General features: G+C 52.7%; 19 protein-coding genes and 1 CRISPR repeat array. Of the genes, 16 read left to right on the top strand and 3 right to left on the bottom strand.

Going from position 1 to position 23,994, the window contains the following annotated elements:
* Positions 1-137: 137 nt before the first annotated feature.
* Positions 138-1,775, top strand: a complete 1,638-nt coding sequence (gene pyrG / locus WHR59_RS04700; protein WP_043017398.1) for a glutamine hydrolyzing CTP synthase — start codon at positions 138-140, stop codon at positions 1,773-1,775.
* Positions 1,776-1,862: 87 nt separating this feature from the next.
* Positions 1,863-3,161 (top strand): phosphopyruvate hydratase, encoded by a 1,299-nt coding sequence (gene eno / locus WHR59_RS04705; protein WP_003034129.1) that lies wholly within the window; start codon positions 1,863-1,865, stop codon positions 3,159-3,161.
* Positions 3,162-3,216: 55 nt separating this feature from the next.
* Here eno and WHR59_RS04710 read toward each other — a convergent pair whose 3' ends face one another.
* Positions 3,217-4,041 (bottom strand): MurR/RpiR family transcriptional regulator, encoded by an 825-nt coding sequence (locus tag WHR59_RS04710; protein ID WP_043017397.1) that lies wholly within the window; start codon positions 4,039-4,041, stop codon positions 3,217-3,219.
* A gap of 165 nt (positions 4,042-4,206) precedes the next feature.
* On the opposite strand from WHR59_RS04710, the gene WHR59_RS04715 reads away from it, so the two are divergent.
* From WHR59_RS04715 to queE, 3 genes are all read left to right on the top strand, one after another.
* Positions 4,207-5,763: a maltose/glucose-specific PTS transporter subunit IIC gene (locus WHR59_RS04715; RefSeq protein WP_075146365.1), complete on the top strand. Its 1,557-nt coding sequence runs from the start codon at positions 4,207-4,209 to the stop codon at positions 5,761-5,763.
* Complete coding sequence (locus WHR59_RS04720; protein WP_047409050.1) at positions 5,763-6,452, top strand: N-acetylmannosamine-6-phosphate 2-epimerase; 690 nt, start codon at positions 5,763-5,765, stop codon at positions 6,450-6,452. The genes WHR59_RS04715 and WHR59_RS04720 overlap by 1 nt, the downstream gene beginning before the upstream one ends.
* Positions 6,453-6,523: 71 nt before the next feature.
* Entirely contained in the window at positions 6,524-7,195 is a 672-nt protein-coding gene (gene queE, locus WHR59_RS04725; RefSeq protein WP_043017395.1) for a 7-carboxy-7-deazaguanine synthase QueE, read from the top strand.
* A 91-nt stretch (positions 7,196-7,286) separates the two neighbouring features.
* Here the strand turns inward: queE and queD are convergent, their stop codons facing one another.
* Positions 7,287-7,649: a 6-carboxytetrahydropterin synthase QueD gene (gene queD, locus WHR59_RS04730; RefSeq protein ID WP_043017394.1), complete on the bottom strand. Its 363-nt coding sequence runs from the start codon at positions 7,647-7,649 to the stop codon at positions 7,287-7,289.
* 305 nt (positions 7,650-7,954) lie between these two features.
* Between queD and cysJ the strand changes: the two genes are divergently transcribed.
* From cysJ to cas2e, 11 genes are all read left to right on the top strand, one after another.
* A complete protein-coding gene (cysJ, locus tag WHR59_RS04735; RefSeq protein ID WP_080626160.1) occupies positions 7,955-9,754 on the top strand; it encodes an NADPH-dependent assimilatory sulfite reductase flavoprotein subunit in 1,800 nt (599 codons plus the stop codon).
* Positions 9,754-11,466, top strand: coding sequence for an assimilatory sulfite reductase (NADPH) hemoprotein subunit (gene cysI / locus WHR59_RS04740; RefSeq protein ID WP_047409056.1), 1,713 nt, complete (start codon positions 9,754-9,756; stop codon positions 11,464-11,466). Before cysJ ends, cysI begins: the two co-directional genes overlap by 1 nt.
* A gap of 83 nt (positions 11,467-11,549) precedes the next feature.
* Positions 11,550-12,284, top strand: coding sequence for a phosphoadenosine phosphosulfate reductase (gene cysH / locus WHR59_RS04745; protein ID WP_043017391.1), 735 nt, complete (start codon positions 11,550-11,552; stop codon positions 12,282-12,284).
* Positions 12,285-12,442: 158 nt separating this feature from the next.
* Positions 12,443-15,115: a CRISPR-associated helicase Cas3' gene (cas3, locus tag WHR59_RS04750; RefSeq protein ID WP_370638290.1), complete on the top strand. Its 2,673-nt coding sequence runs from the start codon at positions 12,443-12,445 to the stop codon at positions 15,113-15,115.
* Positions 15,116-15,126: 11 nt separating this feature from the next.
* Entirely contained in the window at positions 15,127-16,683 is a 1,557-nt protein-coding gene (gene casA, locus WHR59_RS04755) for a type I-E CRISPR-associated protein Cse1/CasA (protein WP_338843643.1), read from the top strand.
* Positions 16,680-17,234: a type I-E CRISPR-associated protein Cse2/CasB gene (gene casB / locus WHR59_RS04760; RefSeq protein ID WP_172862361.1), complete on the top strand. Its 555-nt coding sequence runs from the start codon at positions 16,680-16,682 to the stop codon at positions 17,232-17,234. The genes casA and casB overlap by 4 nt, the downstream gene beginning before the upstream one ends.
* 11 nt (positions 17,235-17,245) lie before the next feature.
* Positions 17,246-18,304: a type I-E CRISPR-associated protein Cas7/Cse4/CasC gene (cas7e, locus tag WHR59_RS04765; RefSeq protein ID WP_172862360.1), complete on the top strand. Its 1,059-nt coding sequence runs from the start codon at positions 17,246-17,248 to the stop codon at positions 18,302-18,304.
* Positions 18,305-18,314: 10 nt separating this feature from the next.
* The gene (gene cas5e, locus WHR59_RS04770) at positions 18,315-19,061 is read left to right on the top strand and encodes a type I-E CRISPR-associated protein Cas5/CasD (RefSeq protein WP_338843645.1); all 747 of its coding nucleotides are present in this window, start codon (positions 18,315-18,317) and stop codon (positions 19,059-19,061) included.
* On the top strand, positions 19,043-19,693 hold the full coding sequence (gene cas6e / locus WHR59_RS04775) for a type I-E CRISPR-associated protein Cas6/Cse3/CasE (RefSeq protein WP_193145267.1): 651 nt from the start codon (positions 19,043-19,045) through the stop codon (positions 19,691-19,693). The genes cas5e and cas6e overlap by 19 nt, the downstream gene beginning before the upstream one ends.
* Complete coding sequence (gene cas1e / locus WHR59_RS04780; RefSeq protein ID WP_172862357.1) at positions 19,690-20,610, top strand: type I-E CRISPR-associated endonuclease Cas1e; 921 nt, start codon at positions 19,690-19,692, stop codon at positions 20,608-20,610. The genes cas6e and cas1e overlap by 4 nt, the downstream gene beginning before the upstream one ends.
* Positions 20,610-20,903 carry a type I-E CRISPR-associated endoribonuclease Cas2e gene (cas2e, locus tag WHR59_RS04785; RefSeq protein ID WP_172862356.1) on the top strand — a complete coding sequence of 98 codons (294 nt, stop codon included), beginning with the start codon at positions 20,610-20,612 and terminating at the stop codon, positions 20,901-20,903. Before cas1e ends, cas2e begins: the two co-directional genes overlap by 1 nt.
* A 96-nt stretch (positions 20,904-20,999) precedes the next feature.
* Positions 21,000-22,614: a CRISPR direct-repeat array (repeat unit 29 nt; unit sequence GTGTTCCCCGCGCCAGCGGGGATAAACCG).
* An 86-nt stretch (positions 22,615-22,700) separates the two neighbouring features.
* Here the strand turns inward: cas2e and WHR59_RS04790 are convergent.
* Positions 22,701-23,747, bottom strand: coding sequence for an aminopeptidase (locus tag WHR59_RS04790; RefSeq protein ID WP_172862355.1), 1,047 nt, complete (start codon positions 23,745-23,747; stop codon positions 22,701-22,703).
* Between the last annotated feature and the right edge of the window lie 247 nt (positions 23,748-23,994).

Below are 23,994 nucleotides of genomic sequence, written 5' to 3' on the forward strand. Positions count from 1 at the left end.
GAAGGAAGCCAACACCGGTGCGGCTTGAAGAACGAAGGAGAGGGAATAATGAAAGTTTGTGGCGCTCGTCATGTTCGGGTATACTACTTTCCCGTCTTGGTAATTCCATCGTTTCACCCTAACTTCTCAGGTCCAGCATGACAACGAACTATATTTTTGTGACCGGCGGGGTCGTATCCTCTCTGGGAAAAGGCATTGCCGCAGCCTCCCTGGCAGCCATTCTTGAAGCCCGTGGCCTCAATGTGACCATGATGAAACTGGATCCGTACATCAACGTCGATCCAGGTACTATGAGCCCAATCCAACACGGGGAAGTGTTCGTTACCGAAGACGGCGCTGAAACCGACCTGGACCTGGGTCACTATGAGCGTTTCATCCGTACCAAAATGAGCCGCCGCAACAACTTCACCACGGGTCGTATCTATTCCGACGTTCTGCGTAAAGAACGCCGTGGCGACTACCTGGGCGCTACCGTTCAGGTTATCCCGCACATCACGAATGCGATTAAAGAACGCGTTCTGGAAGGCGGCGAAGGTCATGATGTTGTTCTGGTCGAAATCGGCGGAACCGTTGGGGATATCGAATCTCTGCCGTTCCTTGAAGCGATTCGCCAGATGGCCGTAGAAATTGGCCGTGAGCACACGCTGTTTATGCATCTGACGCTGGTTCCGTACATGGCGGCGGCAGGTGAAGTCAAAACTAAACCGACCCAGCACTCGGTAAAAGAGCTGCTTTCTATCGGTATTCAGCCAGATATCCTGATTTGCCGCTCCGATCGCGCAGTTCCGGCTAATGAACGTGCGAAAATTGCATTGTTCTGTAACGTTCCGGAAAAAGCGGTGATTTCTCTGAAAGATGTCGATTCCATCTATAAAATTCCGGGCCTGTTGAAATCCCAGGGCCTTGACGATTATATTTGTAAACGATTCAGCTTGAACTGTCCGGAAGCTAATCTGTCAGAATGGGAACAGGTTATCTATGAAGAAGCGAATCCGGCAGGCGAAGTGACTATCGGTATGGTTGGCAAGTACATTGAACTGCCGGATGCCTATAAGTCAGTTATCGAAGCGCTGAAGCACGGTGGTCTGAAGAATCGTGTCACCGTCAATATCAAGCTGATCGATTCGCAAGATGTTGAAACGCGCGGCGTTGAGATCCTGAAAGGTCTTGATGCAATCCTGATCCCTGGCGGCTTCGGCTACCGTGGCGTTGAAGGTAAAATCGCGACGGCGCGCTTTGCGCGTGAGAACAATATTCCTTATCTGGGCATTTGCCTGGGTATGCAGGTTGCGTTGATTGAGTTTGCACGTAACGTAGTAGGTATGGACAACGCCAACTCCACGGAATTTGTGCCAGACTGTAAGTACCCAGTGGTGGCCCTGATTACCGAATGGCGCGATGAAGACGGCAACGTCGAAGTCCGTACCGAGAAGAGCGATCTGGGTGGCACAATGCGCCTTGGCGCGCAGCAGTGTCAGTTGGACGATGAGAGTCTGGTGCGTAAGTTATATGGTACGCCGACCATTGTTGAACGCCATCGCCACCGTTACGAAGTCAACAATATGCTGTTGAAACAGATTGAAGCTGCGGGTCTGCGTATTGCAGGCCGTTCCGGTGATGATCAGTTGGTCGAGATCATTGAGGTACCGAATCATCCGTGGTTCGTGGCCTGTCAGTTCCACCCGGAATTTACTTCCACGCCACGTGATGGGCACCCGCTGTTTGCCGGCTTTGTGAAAGCCGCCAGTGAACATCAGAAGCGTCAGGCGAAGTAAGAAGTAAATAAGTTAGAACGGCAATGCACCCATCCGGGTGCATTGTTTGTCTGGAGTTTTAGTTTAACTTGTACTGAGGAAAATCTAATGTCCAAAATCGTTAAAATCATCGGTCGTGAAATCATCGACTCCCGTGGTAACCCGACTGTTGAAGCCGAAGTACACCTGGAAGGTGGTTTCGTAGGTATGGCAGCAGCTCCGTCAGGTGCTTCTACTGGTTCCCGCGAAGCACTGGAACTGCGCGATGGCGACAAATCCCGTTTCATGGGTAAAGGCGTACTGAAAGCTGTTGCAGCTGTTAACGGCCCAATTGCTCAGGCTCTGCTGGGTAAAGATGCTAAAGATCAGGCTGGCATCGACAAGATCATGATCGATCTGGACGGTACTGAAAACAAATCCAACTTCGGTGCAAACGCCATCCTGGCTGTGTCCCTGGCGAACGCCAAAGCAGCAGCTGCTGCTAAAGGCCTGCCGCTGTATGCACACATCGCTGAACTGAACGGTACTCCGGGTAAATACTCCATGCCGGTTCCGATGATGAACATCATCAACGGTGGTGAGCACGCTGACAACAACGTCGACATCCAGGAATTCATGATTCAGCCGGTTGGCGCTAAGACTCTGAAAGAAGCCGTTCGTATGGGTTCTGAAGTGTTCCACAACCTGGCTAAAGTTCTGAAAGCTAAAGGTATGAACACTGCTGTTGGTGACGAAGGCGGCTACGCGCCGAACCTGGGTTCCAACGCTGAAGCTCTGGCTGTAATCGCTGAAGCGGTAAAAGCAGCTGGCTACGAGCTGGGCAAAGACATCACCCTGGCGATGGACTGTGCAGCTTCTGAATTCTACAAAGACGGTAAATACGTTCTGGCTGGCGAAGGCAACAAAGCATTCACCTCCGAAGAATTCACCCACTTCCTGGAAGAACTGACCAAACAGTACCCGATCGTGTCCATCGAAGATGGTCTGGACGAGTCTGACTGGGACGGTTTTGCATACCAGACTAAAGTACTGGGCGACAAAATCCAGCTGGTTGGTGACGATCTGTTCGTAACCAACACCAAGATCCTGAAAGAAGGCATCGAAAAAGGCATCGTTAACTCCATCCTGATCAAATTCAACCAGATCGGTTCTCTGACCGAAACTCTGGCTGCGATCAAAATGGCGAAAGACGCTGGCTACACTGCTGTCATCTCTCACCGTTCTGGCGAAACTGAAGACGCTACCATCGCTGACCTGGCTGTTGGTACCGCTGCAGGCCAGATCAAAACAGGTTCTATGAGCCGTTCTGACCGCGTTGCTAAATACAACCAGCTGATTCGTATCGAAGAAGCTCTGGGTGAACAAGCACCGTACAACGGTCGTAAAGAGATCAAAGGCCAGGCGTAATCCTGTTCTTTAGCTCTTAACGTAAAAACCCGCTGCGGCGGGTTTTTTTATGTCTTTAAAGCAGCAGTGGTAAGGTCGCGCTGGCGGTTTGCTGGCTCACATCACTGTACTTTTCATCCAGCGCAATCAGCGATGTGGTGAGCAGTTCTACCAACAGCATCACTCCCACCTTGGCGTTTAGCGCGCCAGCACTCAACGGACCCTCAGGTTTGGCTGCGACCAGTTGAATATCACTCAGCGAAGCCAACGGGCTGCGCGGCGTATTACTCAACGCCAGCACGCGCACGCCTTGCTTACGCGCCAGTTTAACGACGTGCAGCAGATCGCGCGTCGAGCCAGAACTGGAAATCGCTACCACGATCGTGTCTTTGTTAAGCGTCGTGGCATTCATGGCTGCACGATGCATGTCGCTGAACAATTGTGCAGGTTTGCCGAGACGCAGGAGTTTGTAATGTAAATACTCCCCCAGAATGGCGCTGGCCGCTACGCCATAAATCTGTACTGACTGAGCCTGATGCAACGCAAGGGCGGCGGCTTCAAGTAATGTCCTGTCGAGTAACTTTGCAGTGTCCTGCAATGCTTGCACCGATTCATTGACCACATTGTCAATTTCATCCCCGCAGTGCTCTACCGGCTGTTCTTGCTGGAGATCGAGTGCCAGCGCCATCTTGAATTCGTTGTAGCCCTTACACCCCAGCGTACGGCACAGACGCGTAACGCTCGCCTCGCTGGTGTCGCTTTCACGCGCCAGTTCGGTAATCGTCAGGTAGACAACTTTTGCCGGATCGCTGAGCACAAACTCTCCCAGCTTCTGCTGTGTTCGGCTATATCCGTCAACGCTCTGGCGCAATCTCAGCAGCAGGTTTTCATTTTCTGACATGCAAAATCCTTAATGCGTTTCTCTGCTGATAGTGTGGCGGAAAGCAGGGGAGAGATGCCAGTCATTTTAAAAAAGTATGATCGGCTTCCTGGATTTTGATGATAATTTTCACTTTTAAAAATTAATATGGTAAAAATTTTCATCATCAATCGGGGAGATGAAAAAATGATGCAAATGTTTAGCGGCGCCTCGTCGGGGGCATGGTTTGAAAAGGCACAGCGGTTCGGCAAATCGTTCATGCTGCCGATTGCGGTATTGCCCGCCGCGGGGCTGTTGCTAGGGATCGGCGGCGCGCTGTCGAATCCAAACACATTGACGGCTTATCCGTTTTTGGACGTTGACTGGTTACAGGCAATCTTCACAATCATGACCAGCGCAGGTTCTATTGTATTTGCCAACCTGTCGGTGCTCTTTGCGGTGGGTGTCGCAGTAGGACTGGCGAAAACGGATAAAGGCACCGCCGGGCTTGCGGCATTGCTGGCATTTCTGGTGATGAATGCCACCATTAATGCCTTATTGACGCTCAACGGAACGCTGGCACACGAGAATCCCGGTGCCGTAGGCCAGGGGATGACGCTGGGCATTCAGACGCTGGAAACAGGTGTGTTTGGTGGGGTGGTGATTGGCCTGGTTACCTGTGCGCTGCATGGCCGTTTCAATAAAGTCTCACTCCCTCAGTTCCTTGGTTTCTTCAGCGGCTCGCGCTTTGTGCCGATTATTAGCTCCCTTGCCGCGATAGTCGTGGGGGCGGTCATGACGGTGGTTTGGCCGCATTTCCAGAAACTCATTTTTGGACTGGGTGGTCTGGTTGATGCGACAGGCTATCTGGGGACGCTGCTGTACGGCTTCATCCTGCGTATGCTCGGCCCATTGGGTTTACACCATATCTTTTATTTGCCCTTCTGGACGACGGCGCTGGGCGGGAGCGAAATCGTCAACGGCCAGTTAGTTGAAGGTACGCAGCGGATTTTCTTTGCCCAACTTGCCGATCCGAATACGCAGCAGTTCTATGCGGGCACCTCGCGCTTTATGTCCGGGCGCTTCATCACCATGATGTTTGGCCTGCTTGGTGCATGCCTGGCGATGTACCATACTGCCAGGCCGGAGAACAGAAAGCTTGTTGCTGGCCTGCTGTTGTCTGCGGCCCTGACCTCTTTCCTGACGGGGATCACTGAGCCTATCGAGTTCTCATTTCTGTTTGTGGCGCCCGTGTTATACGTCATTCACGCCTTCTTCGATGGTCTGGCGTTTATGATGGCTCATATTTTACATATCACTATTGGGCAAACCTTTTCGGGTGGGCTTATCGATTTCCTCCTTTTCGGCGTGCTACAGGGGGAAGCGAAAACCAACTGGATGTACGTCCCCCTGGTGGGGGTACCGTGGTTCTTTCTTTACTACTTCACCTTCCGCTATTTGATTAACCGCTTTAACTGGCTAACGCCTGGCCGTGAAAACGCAACTCCGATGGAATCCAGCCTGCCGCAAAGTGAGCGAGCAGCGGCAGTGATCGCCGGGCTGGGAGGCAAAGATAATCTGGAAGAGGTGGACTGTTGCGCCACACGCTTACGCGTGACGGTGAAAGAGAGCAGCAAGGTAGATGAAGCGACGCTGAAAGCGACCGGAGCGCGTGGCGTAATTATTCGCGGTAACGGTGTTCAGGTGATTTATGGCCCGCATGTCACCATCATTAAAAACGAAGTCGAAGAGATCTTATCGTAATGAAAACTGTACTGGATTCCCTAAAAGGTAAATTAATCGTCTCCTGTCAGGCGCTGGAAAATGAGCCCCTGCACAGTTCGTTTATAATGTCGCGTATGGCGCTGGCGGCAGCCCAGGGCGGTGCGGTAGGTATCCGTGCGAACAGTGTGGTGGATATTCGCGCGATCAAAGAGAGCGTCTCCCTGCCGGTGATTGGGATTATTAAGCGCGATTATCCGGGCAGTGATGTGTTTATTACGGCTACTCTACGGGAAGTGGATGAGCTAATGACAGTTGGACCGGAAATTATTGCTCTGGATGCGACAGCGCGCCCGCGCCCTGGTGGACAAACGCTGGAAGAGCTGGTCACGCAAATCCGTGCTCGATACCCGTCCGTACTGCTGATGGCGGATATCGCCACCGTAAACGAGGCGGTGACAGCTGAGCGTCTGGGTTTTGACTGCGTGGGCACCACGCTTTACGGCTATACCGCTGACACTGCCGGGCATGTGCTGGCGGAAAACGACTGTGGTTTTTTACGTGAGGTATTGGCTGCGGTCAGCATACCGGTCGTAGCGGAAGGAAACGTCGATACCCCGGAACGCGCCGCACGTTGTCTGGCATTAGGCGCTCATACCGTGGTGGTTGGGGGGGCTATAACGCGTCCGCAGCAGATAACGGCACGCTTTGTCGCGGCGATCGCCTCGTAAAGCATCGATGGGGCATGATACTTTGGCGGGGATCTGCGATAATTATCGTTTATCCCCATATTGAGAGCGCTATGCAGTACCCGATTAACGAGATGTTCCAGACCCTGCAAGGCGAGGGCTACTTTACCGGCGTCCCCGCCATTTTTATTCGTTTACAGGGATGCCCGGTTGGCTGTGCCTGGTGCGATACCAAACACACCTGGGATAAGCTTGAGGATCGGGAAGTCTCCCTGTACAGCATCCTGGCCAAGACTAAAGAGAGCGACAAATGGGGCGCGGCGAGCAGCGAAGATCTGCTGGCGGTCATTTTGCGTCAGGGCTATACCGCCCGTCACGTGGTGATCACTGGCGGCGAGCCCTGCATTCATGACCTGATGCCGCTGACTGACCTGCTGGAAAAGAACGGCTTTAGCTGCCAGATTGAGACCAGTGGTACCCACGAAGTACGCTGTACGCCGAATACCTGGGTAACCGTATCGCCGAAGGTGAATATGCGCGGTGGTTATGATGTGCTGTCGCAGGCGCTGGAGCGCGCGAATGAAATCAAACATCCGGTTGGTCGCGTTCGCGATATTGAAGCGCTGGATGAACTGCTGGCAACGTTGAGTGACGACAAACCACGAATCATCGCCTTACAGCCAATCAGCCAGAAAGAGGATGCGACGCGTTTGTGCATTGATACCTGTATTGCGCGAAACTGGCGTCTGTCGATGCAAACCCATAAATATCTGAATATTGCCTGATAACTGTGCCGGGAGCGTTTCGCTTACCCGGCCAGAGTTTGTTGTTCGTTGCTGGCCGGAGAAGACGTTTCGCCATCCGTCAAGGCTACAATCACTCGCCGCGATACACGCAGCCCGCTGTGCAGGTCTCTTTCACCATTACGGCACTCAGCAGAGGGACAACCGGTTTTACCTGATCCCAAATCCATTTTGCCAGCACTTCACTGGTTGGGTTTTCTAAGCCTGGAATATCGTTCAGATAGTAGTGATCAAGCCTATCGTACGTCGGCTTAAACGCCGCTTTTAACTCAGAAAAATCCATAATCCAACCGGTATGCGGATCGACTTCACCGGTAATTTCAAGACGCACCATAAATGAGTGACCATGCAGGCGGCCACACTTATGCCCTTCCGGTACATGTGGCAGGCGGTGAGCGGCTTCGAAGGTGAAATCTTTAAACAAGGTGGTGGACATTATTTACTCTCAAGAATGCGAAAAACCGGCGTAGGGTACCGTAAAGAGCAAATTTTATCATTAGTTAAAAGGGCGCAGAGTATCAGAACAATCCATTCATAAAGATAATGTTCAATAACTATTTATATATCAAATGCTTATTAAATCGATTTTGCTGTTAATAACTATAACTAAAACAGGTTAGTCCATTTGGTTATTTGTTATTTCCATCACTTCTTTAATTGTTACTATCCCCGCCGTTAACCTTATCTTCAGTTTGGGTTTTATTGCTGAAATCCGCTTTGCTTACTGGAACATGACAACGCATGACGACACAGGCCCCACCTTCCGCTTTGCTACCGCTAAACCCGGAGCAACTGGCACGCCTTCAGGCGGCCACGACCGATTTCACTCCCGCACAGCTTGCGTGGGTTTCTGGCTATTTCTGGGGCGTGCTGAATCAGCAGCCAGGCAGCAATACGGCGTCACCAGCGCCTGCCGCTCAAATGCCGGGCATTACGCTTATCTCCGCCTCGCAAACCGGTAATGCGCGTCGTGTGGCGGAAGCCCTGCGCGATGATCTGATCGCCGCGAAGCTCAACGTCACTCTCATCAACGCTGGCGACTATAAATTCAAACAAATCGCCAATGAAAAACTGCTGATCGTGGTGGCGTCGACGCAAGGGGAAGGTGAACCGGCGGAAGAAGCCGTGGCGTTGCATAAATTCCTGTTCTCGAAAAAAGCGCCGAAGCTCGATAACACCGCTTTTGCCGTGTTTGGTCTTGGCGACACCTCTTACGAGTTTTTCTGTCAGTCAGGAAAAGACTTTGATACGAAACTGGCTGAGCTGGGCGGTGAACGTCTGCTTGACCGCGTCGACGCTGATGTTGAATACCAGGCCGCGGCTGCCCAGTGGCGTGCCCGTCTGGTTGATGTCCTGAAAGCACGTGCGCCTGCGGCATCGTCTGTGCAAGTTGCCGCGAGCGGTGCGGTAAACGAAGTACACACCAGTCCGTATACCAAAGAAGCGCCGCTGACGGCGTCGCTTGCGGTGAATCAGAAAATTACCGGCCGCGACTCTGAAAAAGACGTGCGCCATATTGAGATTGATTTAGGCGATTCCGGCCTGCGCTATCAGCCGGGCGATGCATTGGGTGTCTGGTATCAAAATGATCCGGCTTTGGTTAAAGAGTTGGTAGAACTGCTGTGGCTGAAAGGGGATGAACCGGTCACTGTTGATGGCAAAACCCTGCCGCTCGCCGAAGCACTGGAGTGGCACTTTGAACTGACGGTCAACACCGGCAATATCGTAGAAAATTATGCCACCTTGACCCGCAGCGAAACTTTGCTGCCGTTAGTGGGTGACAAAGCGCAGTTGCAGCATTACGCCGCAACCACGCCCATCGTCGATATGGTGCGCTTCTCTCCGGCGCAACTGGATGCCCAGGCGTTGGTTGATCTTCTGCGCCCGCTGACGCCGCGTTTGTACTCCATTGCCTCTTCCCAGGCGGAAGTGGAAAGCGAAGTGCACGTTACCGTGGGTGTGGTGCGTTATGACATTGAAGGTCGTGCCCGCGCAGGCGGCGCGTCCAGCTTCCTTGCCGATCGTGTAGATGAAGAAGGTGAAGTTCGCGTGTTCATTGAACACAACGATAACTTCCGCCTGCCGGCGAACCCGCAGACGCCGGTGATCATGATTGGACCTGGCACCGGTATTGCGCCGTTTCGTGCATTCATGCAGCAGCGTGCGGCTGACGGAGCCGAAGGCAAAAACTGGCTGTTTTTTGGCAACCCACACTTTACCGAAGATTTCCTGTATCAGGTGGAATGGCAGCGTTACGTCAAAGAGGGCGTACTGAGTCGTATCGATCTCGCCTGGTCCAGAGATCAAAAAGAAAAAGTCTACGTACAAGATAAACTGCGCCAACAGGGCGCGGAACTGTGGCGCTGGATTAATGACGGTGCCCACATTTATGTCTGCGGCGACGCCAATCGTATGGCGAAAGACGTTGAGCAGGCTTTGTTGGAAGTGATTGCCGAATTCGGTGGTATGGATATCGAAGCGGCGGATGAATTTTTAAGTGAGCTGCGCATTGAGCGCCGTTATCAGCGAGATGTCTACTAATGAGCGAAAAACATCCAGGACCATTGGTGGTCGAAGGCAAACTGACTGATGCTGAGCGCATGAAGGTTGAGAGCAACTACCTGCGCGGTACCATTGCCGAAGATTTAAATGACGGTCTGACCGGCGGTTTTAAAGGCGACAACTTCCTGCTGATCCGTTTTCACGGTATGTACCAGCAGGATGACCGCGATATCCGCGCCGAACGTGCCGAGCAAAAGCTGGAGCCGCGCCACGCCATGCTGCTGCGCTGTCGTCTGCCGGGTGGGGTGATCACCACCAAACAGTGGCAGGCGATCGATAAGTTCGCCCATGACAACACCATTTACGGCAGCATTCGTCTGACCAACCGTCAGACCTTCCAGTTTCACGGCATTCTGAAGAAGAACGTGAAACCGGTACACCAGATGCTGCATTCAGTCGGGCTTGACGCTCTGGCTACCGCCAATGACATGAACCGTAACGTGCTGTGCACCTCGAACCCGTATGAATCTGAGCTGCACGCCGAAGCCTATGAATGGGCGAAGAAAATTTCCGAGCACCTGTTGCCGCGCACCCGCGCTTATGCAGAGATTTGGCTGGATCAGGAAAAAGTCGCGACCACCGATGAAGAGCCGATCCTCGGTCAAACCTATCTGCCGCGTAAGTTTAAAACTACCGTGGTAATCCCGCCGCAGAACGACATCGATCTGCACGCCAACGACATGAACTTTGTGGCGGTTGCGGAAAACGGCAAGCTGGTGGGCTTTAACCTGCTGGTGGGCGGTGGTTTGTCGATTGAGCACGGCAACAAGAAAACCTATGCCCGTACGGCAAGCGAGTTTGGTTATCTGCCGCTTGAGCATACGCTGGCCGTGGCGGAGGCTGTGGTGACCACGCAGCGTGATTGGGGTAACCGTACCGATCGTAAAAACGCGAAAACCAAATACACGCTGGAACGCGTAGGCGTAGAGACCTTTAAAGCTGAAGTTGAGCGCCGGGCGGGGATCACGTTTGAGCCGATCCGTCCGTACGAGTTCACTGGTCGCGGCGATCGTATCGGCTGGGTGAAAGGGATCGACAATAAATGGCATCTGACGTTGTTTATTGAAAACGGACGCATCCTCGATTATCCGGGCCGACCGTTGAAAACCGGTCTGCTTGAGATCGCGAAGATCCACAAAGGCGAGTTCCGCATTACCGCGAACCAGAACCTGATCATTGCCGGTGTTCCTGAGAGTGAAAAGGCGAAGATCGAAAAGATTGCGCAGAAGAGTGGCTTAATGAACGCGGTAACTCCGCAGCGTGAAAACTCGATGGCCTGCGTCTCGTTCCCAACCTGTCCGCTGGCGATGGCGGAAGCCGAGCGTTTCCTGCCAACGTTTATCGACAACATCGACACGCTGATGGCGAAGCACAGCCTGAGTGATGAAAACATTGTCATGCGTGTTACCGGCTGCCCGAACGGCTGCGGCCGCGCGATGCTGGCGGAAGTTGGTCTGGTGGGTAAAGCACCCGGACGTTACAACCTGCATCTGGGGGGCAATCGTATCGGAACTCGCATTCCCCGGATGTTTAAAGAGAACATCACCGAGCCGGAAATTCTGGCATCGCTGGATGAACTGATTGGGCGCTGGGCGAAAGAGCGCGAAGCGGGTGAAGGCTTCGGTGACTTTACGGTGCGTGCGGGCATTATTCGCCCGGTGCTCGATCCTGCCCGGGATTTCTGGGAATAATGTGAAATTGACTTATCGGGTCTACTGAATTTGTAGGCCTGATAAGCGTAGCGCCATCAGGCAAGGCAAACAGCGAGGAATTTATGTCCAAACTCGATCTCAACGCGTTGAACGAGCTGCCGAAAGTTGAACGCGTTATGGCGTTGGCGCAAACCAACGATCAGCTGGAAAAATTGAGCGCCGAGGATCGCGTGGCGTGGGCGCTGGAAAACCTGCCTGGTGAATATGTATTGTCATCAAGTTTTGGTATCCAGGCTGCAGTAAGCCTGCACCTGGTAAATCAGGTTCGCCCGGATATCCCGGTGATCCTCACCGATACTGGCTATCTGTTCCCGGAAACCTACCAGTTTATTGATGAGTTAACGGACAAGCTCAAGCTTAATCTGCAAGTCTACCGGGCAAAAGAGAGTGCCGCCTGGCAGGAAGCGCGCTATGGAAAACTATGGGAGCAGGGCGTTGAAGGCATTGAGAAATACAATGACATCAACAAGGTCGAGCCGATGAACCGGGCGCTACAGGACCTGCATGCGCAAACCTGGTTTGCCGGTCTGCGCCGCGAGCAGTCGGGCAGTCGAGCGCATTTGCCGGTGCTGGCTATCCAGCGCGGCGTGTTTAAAGTGCTGCCGATCATCGACTGGGATAACCGTACGGTTTACCAGTATCTGCAAAAACACGGCCTGAAGTACCATCCGTTGTGGGATCAGGGCTATCTGTCAGTCGGTGATACCCACACCACCCGCAAATGGGAGCCGGGAATGGCGGAAGAAGAGACGCGGTTCTTCGGATTGAAGCGCGAGTGCGGACTGCACGAAGGGTAAATTAAGAGTCCCGGCGCTGCCGGGATTTCTTTTATCTGTATAAGTAATTAGTGTTATTTTCGATATTATCTAAATATGGAAATCTATTGATATAAATCACATCTCACGCTTTGGAATATGGTAATACTTTTCTTAAGAAAATATTCCATCCTAATGAGATGATTTTGACACTATTTAATTATTGGGGAAAGTCCCTGCGCGGAGATAACGATGGCGGTGATGACTATCATCTGCTGTGCTGGCATTCTCTGGATGTTGCTGCGGTTGGTTATTGGATGGTGCAGTATAATATTCATGGGGTTGCTGATTATCTTAAAAAAATAAGTCTCCATGATAATCTTCAGGCGGCACAGTTTTTTGCCTGGCTATTATGCTGGCATGATATTGGAAAGTTTGCTCATTCTTTTCAGCAGCTTTATATTCACAATGATTTAAATTCGCAGGATGAATATATCAATCATTATGAAGCTATCCCGCATGCGACTTTGGGATATTGGTTGTGGAATAATTATTTAAATGAGTGTCCTGAGCTTTTTCCTGTTTCATCTCTTTCTGAACGTAAGTTAAGACGCGTTATGGCACTTTTGATGCCGCTTACAACAGGACACCATGGGCATCCACCTACAGTAATAACAGAACTAAAGAATTTCCGTCAGCAAGATAAAGAGGCTGCTCGTGAGTTTCTTGCCAGGATTAAATCGATATTTCCGCTGATTGAGATTCCTGATTTTTGGGATGATGATGACGGCATTGAACTCATTAAACAGCTGTCATGGTTTATTTCTGCTGCTATTGTGCTAGCTGACTGGGTGGGTTCTTCAACTCAATATTTCCCTCGTATTGCCAGGTCGATGGATGTTGATGAGTACTGGCAGCAGCATGCGCTGGTTAAAGCAAAATTGGCTGTATCTGTTTTCCCTTCATCTTCTAACGTAGCCCCTTTTTCCGGAATAACAACACTCTTTCCCTTTATTCAACAGCCAACCCCTTTACAGCAAAAAGCGCTGGAGCTGGATATTGATGAAGATGGCCCACAATTATTTATTCTTGAAGATGTGACGGGCGCCGGAAAAACAGAGGCTGCGTTGATTTTAACGCATCGCTTAATGGCTGCTGGCAAGGCGCAGGGGCTCTATTTTGGTCTGCCGACGATGGCGACGGCGAATGCCATGTTTGATCGAATGTCGGAGAGCTGGCTAGCGCTGTACCAACCGGATTCACGACCAAGCCTGGTACTGGCGCACAGCGCACGTGGGTTAATGGACAAGTTTAATCAATCGGTTTGGTCAGGGAATTTATCTGGATCAGAAGAACCTGACGATTTGCAGCCCTTAAGCCAGGGTTGCGCCGCCTGGTTTGCCGACAGCAATAAAAAAGCGCTGTTGGCCGAGGTGGGGGTTGGCACGCTCGACCAGGCGATGATGGCGGTGATGCCGTTTAAGCACAATAACCTGCGGATGTTAGGGCTGAACAATAAGATCCTGCTGGCGGATGAGATTCACGCCTATGACGCCTACATGTCACGGGTTCTGGAAAGTCTGATTGAAAAACAGGCCAGCGATGGCAATACCACGATTTTACTTTCCGCCACGCTATCACAGCTGCAGAGAGACAGACTGGTTGCTGCCTTTGCGAAGGGCGCAAAGAGCCGGGTTGAAGCACCGTTATTAGGTTATGACGACTATCCCTGGCTGACGCAGGTGACCGGTTCGGCGGTGGTTTCCCGGCATGTGGAGACTCGTAAAGAAGTTCAACGCAGCGTCAACGTTAGCTGGATGCACGACGAACAGGTGTGTATTGAACGTATTGAACAGGCTGTGCGTAACGGCAAATGTATAGCCTGGGTCCGAAATTCCGTGGATGACGCGATTCGGGTTTATCGTCTGCTCCTTGCCCGAGGCGCTGTCCCTGCCGAAAGCCTCTTGTTATTTCACAGCCGCTTCGCCTTTTACGATCGTCAGCGCATTGAAAACCAGGCGCTGTTGCAGTTTGGCAAAAAAGACGCCACGCAGCGTGCCGGAAAGGTACTGATTGCCACCCAGGTTATTGAACAAAGTTTAGATATCGATCTGGATGAAATGATCTCCGATTTAGCCCCGGTGGACCTGTTGATTCAGCGAGCTGGCCGATTACAGCGGCATATCCGCGATCGCAATGGTTTGTTAAAAGCCTCCGGACTAGATGACCGTGATGCGCCGCAACTGTTGATTTTCGCACCTAAATGGGATGACGCACCGCGAGAGGGGTGGTTCTCAGGCGCAATGCCTAACAGTGCTTACGTCTACCCCGATCATGGTCGCCTGTGGTTGACCCAGCGTGTGCTGCGCCAGCAAGGGGAAATTCGGATGCCGCAGTCTGCCCGGCTGCTTATCGAATCCGTTTACGGCGAAGAGGTGGAAATGCCTGAGGGGTTTGCGAAGACGGAACAGTTGCAGGAAGGAAAATACTACTGTGACCGGGCATTTGCTAAGCAGAATATTATCAATTTCGCGCCGGGCTACAGTCACGAAAGCAGCGGTTTTTTGCCGGAAAAACTCTCAACGCGACTTGCCGAAGAATCCATCACGCTATGGCTGGCGAAAATTGTTGATGGAGCAGTTAAGCCTTATGCGCCAGGCGAACATGCCTGGGAAATGAGTGTGCTGCGGGTGCGCAAAGGCTGGTGGGAAAAACACAAAGATGAGTTTGATCGAGTAAAGGGTGACGCGCTGAGGAAATGGTGTGTTGAGCAACATCAGAATCAGGAGTTCGCCGTGGTGATTGTGGTATCGGAGGTTGAAAACAACGGTTATTCAGCCAGTGAAGGATTGCTCGGAAAAATGGAGGTATAGCAAATACCCACATGGATAATTTCTCACTTTTAACAACCCCCTGGCTTCCCGTGCGTTTTAAAGACGGTACCACGGGTAAGCTGGCGCCAGTCAGTCTGGTAGATGACAATGTGGTGGACATAGCCGCTGCGCGGGCGGATTTACAGGGGGCAGCCTGGCAGTTTCTGCTGGGGTTATTGCAGTGCAGTATTGCGCCCAAAAATTATTCTCGCTGGGAAGATGTCTGGTTTGATGGACTTAGCGCAAATGTGCTTCAGCGAGCGCTGGAGCCGCTGGAGTCTGCATTCCAGTTTGGCGCTGACACGCCCTCTTTTATGCAGGATTTCGAGCAGCTAAGCGCAGAGAAAGTTTCTATCGCTTCTCTTCTACCAGAAATCCCCGGTGGGCAAACAACAAAGTTTAATAAAGACCATTTTGTTAAGCGTGACGTCACGGAGCGCTTTTGCCCGCACTGCGCGGCGCTGGCGTTATTTTCGTTACAGCTAAATGCGCCAGCGGGCGGTAAAGGCTATCGCACCGGATTACGCGGCGGCGGGCCGATGACCACGCTGATTGAACTGCAGGAATATCAGGGCAACCGACAAACGCCTCTGTGGCGCAAGCTGTGGCTGAATATTATGCCGCAGGATAGCGCCGGAATGCCTGTGCCAGAAAGGTATGATGAAACGATTTTCCCGTGGCTGGCCCCTACGCGTACTAGCGAACTGGCAAGTGCAGTCACCACGCCAGAGCAAGTAAATCCACTTCAGGCCTATTGGGGAATGCCGCGACGTATTCGCCTTGATTTTAATACTACCCATTCAGGCCGCTGCGAACTCTGTGAAGCCCAAAGTGATGAATTGCTTAGTGGGATGACAGTGAAAAACTACGGCGTTAACTATGCGGGCTGGATGCATCCGTTAACGCCTTACCGTCTGCCTCTGAAAGAAGGTAGCGAGCGTTATTCTGTTAAGCCGCAGCCCGGTGGCCTTATCTGGCGCGACTGGCTGGGTTTAAATCAGAAAGGCGCTTCGGAAAACAATACTGAATATCCGGCGCTAGTCGTTACAACATCCAGCTCGCGCAGCCTCAAGGACGTAAAAGCCGGGCTGTGGGGCTTTGGCTATGATTTCGACAACATGAAAGCCCGCTGCTGGTATGAGCATCATTTTCCGCTGCTATTAACCGAAAATATTATTCCTGACCTGCGTAAGGCTGCGCTAACGGCATCTCGCAACCTTAGCCTGCTGCGCAGCGCGTTAAAAGAGGCCTGGTTTTCTGATGCCAAAGGCGCGCGCGGTGATTTCAGCTTTATTGATATCGATTTCTGGCATCTCACGCAGGGACGCTTTCTTGAACTGGTACACGATCTTGAAAACGGCCAGAACGCAGACGAAAGGTTGAAGCGTTGGCAAACGAACATTTGGCTGTTTACTCGCAGCTACTTTGACGACCACGTTTTTACCAACCCCTACGAGAGTACCGATCTCAAACGCATCATGCTGGCGCGTAAAAAATATTTCACCAAATCGGCGGAGAAGCAGAGCGCTAAAGCCGCCAAAGCGAAAAAGCTGGAGGCTGCTGAATGAGTATTGTAAAGGACGACCATAAGGCCACGCTGCGTCGATGGCATGACGAGCTGCAGGAAAAACGCGGCCTGCGCGCCAGCCTGCGGCGCAGCAAAACGGTGAATGAAGCCTGCCTGTCGGAGGGATTTCGCTCCTTGCTGATGCAGACTCACACCTTATGGAAATGTGAAAACGAGGAGTGGCGTTTGACTGCACTCGCGATCACGGCGGCGCTGGGCGCACACGTTAAATCTATTGATGAACGGCAGAAGTTTGCTGCCCAGCTAGGCCAGATGACCGGCAATAACCAGGTTATGTCCGAAATGCGCTTTTCCCGGCTGTCTGCGGTGAAAACTCCTGATGAACTGCTGCGTCAACTACTGCGTGCTGTTCGGTTGCTTAACTGTGCGGTGAACTTTCCGTCACTGGCGGACGATGTCTTCCACTGGTGTCGGGAAAACGACGAGCTGCTTAACCATATACGCCGCCGACAGCGACCGACTGAATTTATCCGTATCCGCTGGGCGCTGGAATATTACCAGGCCGGTGAAGCCAACAACGACAATCAATAAGGGACTATCAGATGACCACATTTATTCAGCTGCATTTACTGACTGCTTATCCGGCCGCTAACCTGAACCGCGACGACACCGGCTCGCCGAAAACCGTTGTACTCGGAGGCGCGACGCGTCTGCGCGTTTCTTCGCAAAGCCTGAAGCGTGCATGGCGCACTTCTGAGCTTTTTGAACAGGCGTTGGCGGGAAATATTGGTATTCGTACCGGGCGTATTGCGCGTGAGGCGGCGAAGATCCTGGTGGAAAGCGGCATTGAGCCGAAAAAAGCAGTCGATTATGTCAAGAATATCGCCAACTGCTTTGGTAAGGCAAAGGCGGATAAGAAATCTGACGATCCATTAATCAACGCCGAAACTGAACAACTGGTGCATATCAGCCCCGCGGAATTTGAGGCAGTTAAAGCGCTAGCGCACCGTCTGGCAGAAGAAAAACGTCCGGCGACAGAAGAAGAGGCGGCGTTGCTTCGTCACGATCGTATGGCCGTCGATATCGCCATGTTTGGCCGCATGCTGGCCAATAAGCCGGAATTCAACGTTGAAGCAGCTTGCCAGGTTGCGCATGCCTTCGGCGTCAGTGAAACGATCGTAGAAGATGACTTCTTTACCGCCGTGGATGATCTGCGCCAGGCCTCTGGGGAAGACGCAGGGGCAGGACACCTTGGAGAAACCGGATTTGGTTCCGCGTTGTTTTATACCTATATCTGCATCGACAAAGATCTGCTGGTGCAAAATCTTAACGGCAACGAAGAGCTGGCTAATAAAACGCTACGCGCCTTTACTGAAGCGGCGCTGAAAGTCTCGCCGACCGGTAAACAGAACAGCTTTGCCAGTCGAGCCTATGCCTCCTGGGCGCTGGCCGAAAAAGGCACCGATCAGCCGCGTTCACTGGCCGCCGCGTTTTATGAACCGATCAACGGCACAGACCAGTTGAATGTAGCGGTCAAGCGCATTACCGCGCTGCGCGAAAACATGAACACTGTCTATGCGCAGGAGGCCGCGTCGCAAGGCTTTAACGTTATGAATCAGCAGGGAAGCATGAAAGACGTGCTTGATTTCATCTGCGCGTAAGGGGCGGCTTATGAGCCAATATCTGGTTTTTCAGCTTCACGGGCCGATGGCGTCCTGGGGTGTGGATGCGCCAGGCGAAGTGCGCCATAGCCACGAGTTACCCTCGCACTCGGCGCTGCTGGGGTTACTGGCGGCGGCGTTGGGCATTCGCCGCGATGAAGAGGAACGGCTAAATGCCTTCAATCGTCATTACGAATTTTTGCTGTGTGCCAGCGGTAACCCACGCTGGGCGCGGGATTATCACACTGTGCAAATGCCGAAAGAGTTACGTAAGGCGCGTTACTTCAGCCGCCGTGAAGAGTTGCATGATCCTGAGCTACTGAGCGCGTTGATTTCCCGACGCGACTACTACACCGACGCCTGGTGGATGGTCGCTGTCAGTGCAACGCCGTGCGCGCCTTACACGCTCACACAGCTTCAAGCGTCGTTACAACATCCTATATTCCCGCTGTATCTGGGGCGCAAAAGTCACCCTCTGGCGCTGCCGCTTGCGCCGCAACTGCTGGAAGGGAGGGCGGCGGAAGTGCTACGCGAAGCGTATCGTCTGTATCAGGATAAATTCAATGCGCTGAGACTGCCCCTTGCCGGGTTGCAGAACGAATGCTGGTGGGAAGGTGAACACGATGGCTTAACGGCGAACAAGATTTTGCGCCGTCGTGATATGCCGTTGAATCGTCAGCAGTGGCTGTTTGGTGAACGGACTGTGAGTCAGGGACTATGGCTTAGCAAGGAGGATGCGTGTATCTCTCAAGAATAACGTTGCATACCAGCGAGCTTTTGCCTTCACAGCTTTTGCATTTGGTGGAACGCGGCGAGTACGTGATGCACCAGTGGCTATGGGAGCTCTTTCCCGGCGGGAAGGAGCGGCAGTTTCTTTATCGCCGTGAAGAGTTACAGGGGGCATTTCGCTTTTTTGTTCTGTCGCAGCATCAACCCGTCGCCAGCGCGACTTTTGACGTGCAGACTCGTCCATTCGCACCAGCACTGAGTGCCGGGCAGACGCTGCGTTTTAGCCTGCGTGCCAACCCGACCGTTTGCAAAGGCGGTAAGCGTCATGATCTGCTGATGGAAGCGAAACGCCAGCTCAAAGCTCAGGGGGATAGCCGGGAGATCTGGCCTTATCAGCAGCAAGCGGCGTTGAACTGGTTGACGCGGCAGGGGGAACAAAATGGTTTTACCCTGCGCGAGGGAAGCGTTGAGGCCTACAGGCAGCAGCAGATACGCCGTGAGAAATCTCGCCAACTGATTCAGTTCAGCAGCGTGGACTATACCGGCGTGCTGGTGGTTAATGTTCCCGCGCTTTTCCTGCAACGTCTGGAGCAGGGATTCGGTAAAAGCCGGGCGTTTGGCTGCGGAATGATGATGATCAAACCCGGAGATAGTGAGTGACGTTTGTACCGCTCAATCCTATCCCGTTAAAAGATCGAACGTCGATGATCTTCCTCCAGTACGGTCAAATTGACGTACTGGATGGAGCATTTGTGTTGATCGATAAAACGGGAGTGCGCACTCATATTCCCGTGGGGTCGGTCGCCTGCATCATGCTGGAGCCGGGAACGCGCGTTTCGCATGCCGCGGTGCGTCTGGCATCGACGGTAGGAACGCTGTTGGTGTGGGTGGGTGAGGCAGGAGTGCGGGTTTATTCCTCTGGGCAGCCCGGCGGTGCGCGGGCCGATAAGTTGCTCTATCAGGCAAAGCTGGCGTTAGATGACGACCTGCGGCTTAAAGTAGTCCGCAAAATGTATGAATTGCGTTTTCGCGAACCGCCGCCAGCCCGCCGTTCTGTTGAGCAACTGCGTGGTATTGAAGGTTCCCGTGTGCGGGCAACTTATGCATTACTAGCGAAGCAGTATGGCGTGAAATGGCACGGCCGTAACTACGATCCAAAAGACTGGGAAAAGGGGGATGTTGCGAACCGATGTATTAGCGCGGCGACATCATGCCTGTACGGCATTTCAGAAGCGGCCATTCTGGCGGCGGGCTATGCGCCTGCTATCGGTTTTATCCATAGTGGTAAACCACTTTCTTTTGTTTATGACATTGCCGATATCATCAAATTTGAATCTGTGGTGCCCAAAGCTTTTGAGATCGCCGCTCGTCACCCTGCAGAGCCGGATAAAGAAGTGCGCCTGGCCTGCCGTGATATTTTTCGCAGTTCAAAACTGACCGGAAAACTGATCCCACTTATTGAAGAAGTGCTTGCTGCTGGAGAGATTGAACCGCCTCAGCCTGCACCGGATATGCTGCCGCCAGCGATACCGGAGCCAGAGTCGCTGGGTGATAGCGGTCATCGGGGGCATGGTTAATGAGTATGGTGGTTGTGGTCACAGAAAATGTACCGCCGCGTCTGCGGGGCCGCCTTGCCATCTGGCTACTGGAAATTCGAGCAGGTGTGTATGTGGGCGATACTTCGAAGCGTATCCGGGAAATGATTTGGCAACAGATCACACAGCTTGGTGGTTGTGGAAATGCCGTTATGGCTTGGGCGACTAACACAGAATCAGGATTTGAGTTTCAGACATGGGGTGAGAATCGGCGTATTCCGGTAGATTTGGACGGGCTGCGTTTGGTTTCTTTCCTTCCTGTTGAAAATCAATAGATTACGAGTTCTTTAATAATATGGAATTGTTATCTAAAGGTTGGTGGGTTGTTTTGTGTTAAAAAAATCCTTTTGGAACAAGAGTATAGTTTTAGAGTGTTCCCCGCGCCAGCGGGGATAAACCGGCCGTCATTACTTGCAACCTGTTCACCAAAGAGTGTTCCCCGCGCCAGCGGGGATAAACCGTGCTCGGCCTATGCCGACCTATTCTGTACCAGGTGTTCCCCGCGCCAGCGGGGATAAACCGGATCAAACGCTGCACAACATTATCATGATCGAGTGTTCCCCGCGCCAGCGGGGATAAACCGTTGTATCCCGCGGCGGCAAAATGTCTAAGCCGGTGTTCCCCGCGCCAGCGGGGATAAACCGAAAACGTCGATACTGGCACGATTAACGACGCCGTGTTCCCCGCGCCAGCGGGGATAAACCGGTTATTAGCCGTGGTGGTCGCGCTTCACAGCCGTGTTCCCCGCGCCAGCGGGGATAAACCGCCGCTCGCGGGGGCCGATCATATCCGTCAGTCGTGTTCCCCGCGCCAGCGGGGATAAACCGCTGATAGCATAATTCGTTCCGTTGTTGACGCAGTGTTCCCCGCGCCAGCGGGGATAAACCGGCGAATACCGCGCGCCAGGTTCGTGACCTGATGTGTTCCCCGCGCCAGCGGGGATAAACCGATGAGCGATTTCATCGATAAACCAATTGATCTGTGTTCCCCGCGCCAGCGGGGATAAACCGAAATTCGTGTTGCTATCGTTTCGGAGACACTCGTGTTCCCCGCGCCAGCGGGGATAAACCGTTGATTCTCAAAAATCAGTCAGCTTGACTGGTGTGTTCCCCGCGCCAGCGGGGATAAACCGGACATCGCCCGCGCGGTAATTACGGTCATTCAGTGTTCCCCGCGCCAGCGGGGATAAACCGTTACTTTGTTGTGCGGCAACGCCCGTTTTTATGTGTTCCCCGCGCCAGCGGGGATAAACCGTGTTTGCATTTTTACAGCAACAGGACGGTGCTGTGTTCCCCGCGCCAGCGGGGATAAACCGCGCTCCACCGACCCTCAGACACTCGACGTCTGGTGTTCCCCGCGCCAGCGGGGATAAACCGTTTGAAAGTGCTTTCTTTCGATAATTTGAATAGTGTTCCCCGCGCCAGCGGGGATAAACCGGCTTTTAAAGAGTTTGCAACGTTTGGTAAATTGTGTTCCCCGCGCCAGCGGGGATAAACCGGCCCACCCCGTTAAATCGTAGGGCGTCCAGCTGTGTTCCCCGCGCCAGCGGGGATAAACCGCGCCCGCACCAATTGAACGCGCGCCCGCTGCAGTGTTCCCCGCGCCAGCGGGGATAAACCGGGCGGCGGTGTTAATTGCAAGCGCGTTTGTAAGTGTTCCCCGCGCCAGCGGGGATAAACCGAAATGATTCAGCGTGAATCGGAGTTATCGGGGGTGTTCCCCGCGCCAGCGGGGATAAACCGCTGAAACGCGATCGCGAAGTGGCTCTCTTGCAGTGTTCCCCGCGCCAGCGGGGATAAACCGCGATTATGAGTTTTAGGGGAAACAATGACTTAGTGTTCCCCGCGCCAGCGGGGATAAACCGACGGTCAGTACTTTTTTGACACCGATCATCCGGTGTTCCCCGCGCCAGCGGGGATAAACCGGCAAATCCACGCTAAACCCGGGCGGCTACGCCGTGTTCCCCGCGCCAGCGGGGATAAACCGGACGCGCTAGAGCAGAATTATTTCCAGATGCTGTGTTCCCCGCTGGCTTGGGGCAAAAATAGCCTTATGACTTCACCAAAAGTGGACTAAGGGTTTTTACCCGCTTTTGCCAGTTCCTTTACCAGCGGCAGCATAATGCGTACCACGTCGCGGCTACGGTGTTCTATCCTGCCCGGTAACGCTTTATCGATATGCTGCTGGTTATCCAGTCGCACATCGTGCCAGCTGTTGCCTGCCGGGAACGAGGCGCTTTTGGCGCGCTGTTGATAGCCATCTTTCTTGCCCAGGTTCCAGTTGGTCGCTTCAACGGAGAGAACGGAAATGCCCGCGTTGTCGAAGACCTCTGCATCGTTACAACATCCAGTGCCTTTCGGATAGTCTTTGTTCAGACCTGGATTGGTGCTGGCAACGATACCGCGACTGTGCGCGATAGCCAGTGCCCGGTCGCGCGTCAATTTTCGCACCGCTTCCGGGGTTTTCTTACCGCTATTGAAATAGAGCTTATCACCGACAATCAGGTTATCGAGGTTGATAACCAGCAGCGTGTTTTTCTTCTCTGCAGCGCTCATTCGCTTCAGAATGTTCTCCGCGCCCAGTTTGCCTTCTTCCTCGCCGCTGGTGGCGATAAATCGGATGCCGTATTGCGTCGGCACGTTTTTGAGTTTTTCCGCCAGTTCCAGCATCACGCCAACACCGGCGGCGTTGTCGTCGATACCCTGCAGGGTTAGTCCACCCAGATTGGCATCTGAATCGGCGTCGCTTTGTGCGGCGTAGGTGTCAAGGTGCGCCATGATAATAATCTGCTGCGGCGCTTTACCTTCATGTGCTGCAATAACGGTGCTTCCCGTTACGTTATGCCAGTTTTTACGGTTATCTTTAGCGGTATAAACATAACGGCTATTAAACGTCCGAATATCGCTGCTATAGCCCATCTGTTGAAATTGCTGACGTATATAATCAGCAGATAACATTTCTGCCGGAGATCCCGTCACGCGGCCTGGGAAAAACGTTGCGATATATCGAGCCTGGGTATTTGCGATATCTCCAGGTTTGGAAGATGTTGCCTGTGCGGGAAGGATGAAGCACGCGCCGAGCGCCAGGGCGGTAGTCAGGTGGCGCAATGCGGAAAACATAGTGAGTCCTTAAATACCAAGCAAAAATTTTCAGCCGCTAGTATGAAACCGTGATCGAGGTAAAACAATTTCATTTGCTCCTAAATGCCCTAAATTCGGTAGCTTAAGCACTTTTTGATATTTGCTTTTCCAGATCGTTATTCCTTTGAGGAACTACTCATTCCAATTCGTAATTTCATTCGCCTCCTTGCCCTCCCTATAGTCAGGTTATCTGAGCATCGTTAGCAAAATAACGGCATTACATAGG

The sequence above is a fragment of the Citrobacter europaeus genome (assembly GCF_037482245.1).
GTDB classification, from domain to species: domain Bacteria; phylum Pseudomonadota; class Gammaproteobacteria; order Enterobacterales; family Enterobacteriaceae; genus Citrobacter; species Citrobacter europaeus.